Source organism: Streptomyces sp. CO7 (assembly GCF_053474865.1).
In genome coordinates this window covers 968,151-970,213 of sequence record NZ_JBRIOU010000004.1, presented here as the reverse complement: position 1 = coordinate 970,213, position 2,063 = coordinate 968,151, and the positions used below count along the sequence as shown (strand labels likewise).

Annotated in this window: 1 protein-coding gene; it reads left to right on the top strand. The window is 72.3% G+C overall.

What is annotated here, in order from left to right; translation table 11 throughout:
- Positions 1 to 48: 48 nt before the first annotated feature.
- Positions 49 to 1,914, top strand: coding sequence for a glutamine--fructose-6-phosphate transaminase (isomerizing) (glmS, locus tag ACOV8S_RS17180; RefSeq protein WP_448318670.1), 1,866 nt, complete (start codon positions 49 to 51; stop codon positions 1,912 to 1,914).
- Positions 1,915 to 2,063 lie beyond the last annotated feature (149 nt).

The following is a 2,063-nucleotide window of genomic DNA, read 5'->3' as shown; positions in this document are numbered from 1 at the left end:
GACCATGAGTGGCCGCGCCCGTCGGAAACCCGCCCTAAGGTGAGTGACATGTGCGGAATTGTGGGATATGTGGGCCGGCAGTCGGCGTTGGAGGTCGTGACGGCGGGGCTGCGGAGGCTGGAGTACCGGGGCTACGACTCGGCAGGCGTGGCGGTCCTCGCCGACGGGGTGCTGGCCGGCGCCAAGAAGGCCGGCAAGCTGGTCAACCTGGAGAAGGAACTGAGTGAGCATCCCCTCCCGGCGGCCACCGCCGGGCTCGGGCACACCCGCTGGGCCACCCACGGCGCGCCCAACGACGTGAACGCCCACCCGCACCTCGACGACGCCGGGCGGGTCGCCGTCGTGCACAACGGGATCATCGAGAACTTCGCCGTGCTCCGCGCCGAGCTGGAGGAGCGCGGCCACCGCCTGGTTTCCGACACGGACACCGAGGTGGTCTCCCACCTGCTGGCCGAGGAGTACTCCGCGTGCGGCGACCTCGCCGAGGCGATGCGGCTGGTGTGCCGCCGGCTGGAGGGCGCGTTCACCCTGGTGGCGGTCGCGGCGGAGGAACCCGGTGTGGTGGTCGGCGCCCGGCGGAACTCGCCGCTGGTGGTCGGCACGGCCCAGGGCGAGGGCTTCCTCGCCTCGGACGTGGCCGCGTTCATCGAGTACACCCGGGACGCGGTGGAGCTCGGCCAGGACCAGGTCGTGGAGCTGCGCCGGGACGAGGCGGACGGGTCGGTCGCGGTGACGGTGACCGGCTTCGACGGGCGGCCCGCCGAGGTGCGGGAGTTCCACATCGACTGGGACGCCTCCGCCGCGGAGAAGGGCGGCTACGACTACTTCATGCTCAAGGAGATCGCCGAGCAGCCCAAGGCGGTCGCCGACACCCTGCTCGGGAGGGTGGACGACGCCGGGCGGCTGTCGCTCGACGAGCTGCGGATCTCGGCGGAGGAGCTGCGCGAGGTCGACAAGGTGGTGATCGTGGCCTGTGGCACCGCCTTCCACGCCGGGATGATCGCCAAGTACGCCGTGGAGCACTGGACGCGGGTGCCGTGCGAGGTGGAGCTGGCCAGCGAGTTCCGCTACCGGGACCCGATCCTGGGGCCGCGCGCCCTGGTGATCGCCGTCTCCCAGTCCGGGGAGACCATGGACACGCTGATGGCGCTGCGGCACGCCCGTGAGCAGGGCTCCAAGGTGCTGGCCATCTGCAACACCAACGGCGCGACGATCCCGCGCGAGTCGGACGCGGTGCTGTACACCCACGCCGGGCCGGAGGTGGCGGTCGCCTCCACCAAGGCGTTCCTCACCCAGCTGGTCGCCTGCTACCTGGTCGCCCTGTACCTGGGGCAGGTGCGCGGCACCCGGTCGAACGACGACATCCGCGAGCAGGTGCGGGAGCTGTCGCGCAGCGCGGAGGGCGTGGAGCGGGTGCTGGAGACGATGGAGCCGGTGCGGGAGCTGGCCCGGTCGCTGGCCTCCCAGAACACGGTCCTCTTCCTCGGACGCCACGTGGGCTACCCGGTGGCGCTGGAGGGCGCGCTCAAGCTGAAGGAGCTCGCCTACATGCACGCCGAGGGGTTCGCGGCGGGCGAGCTGAAGCACGGGCCGATCGCGCTGATCGAGGAGGGCGTGCCGGTGGTGGTCGTCGTGCCATCGCCGCGGGGCGGGTCCGTGCTGCACGACAAGATCGTCTCCAACATCCAGGAGATCCGGGCGCGGGGAGCGCGGACGGTGGTCGTCGCGGAGGAGGGGGACGAGGCGGTGGTCCCCTACGCGGACCACCTGATCCGGGTGCCGGTGACGCCGCCGTTGCTGCAGCCGCTGGTGGCGACGGTTCCGCTGCAGGTGTTCGCGTGCGAGCTCGCGACGGCGCGGGGGAACGAGGTCGACCAGCCGCGCAACCTCGCCAAGTCCGTCACCGTGGAGTGACCCTCACCTCCCCCACGACACGCGAGCCTCACGTCCACGCACGCGAGCCTCACGTCCTCGCCCGCGGGCCGGACGTGCGTCCCGCCCCCGCACCCCAGCGGCACCGCTGCCCGCAGGGGTGCGGGGGCGTGGTCCGCACGGTGGTGTGT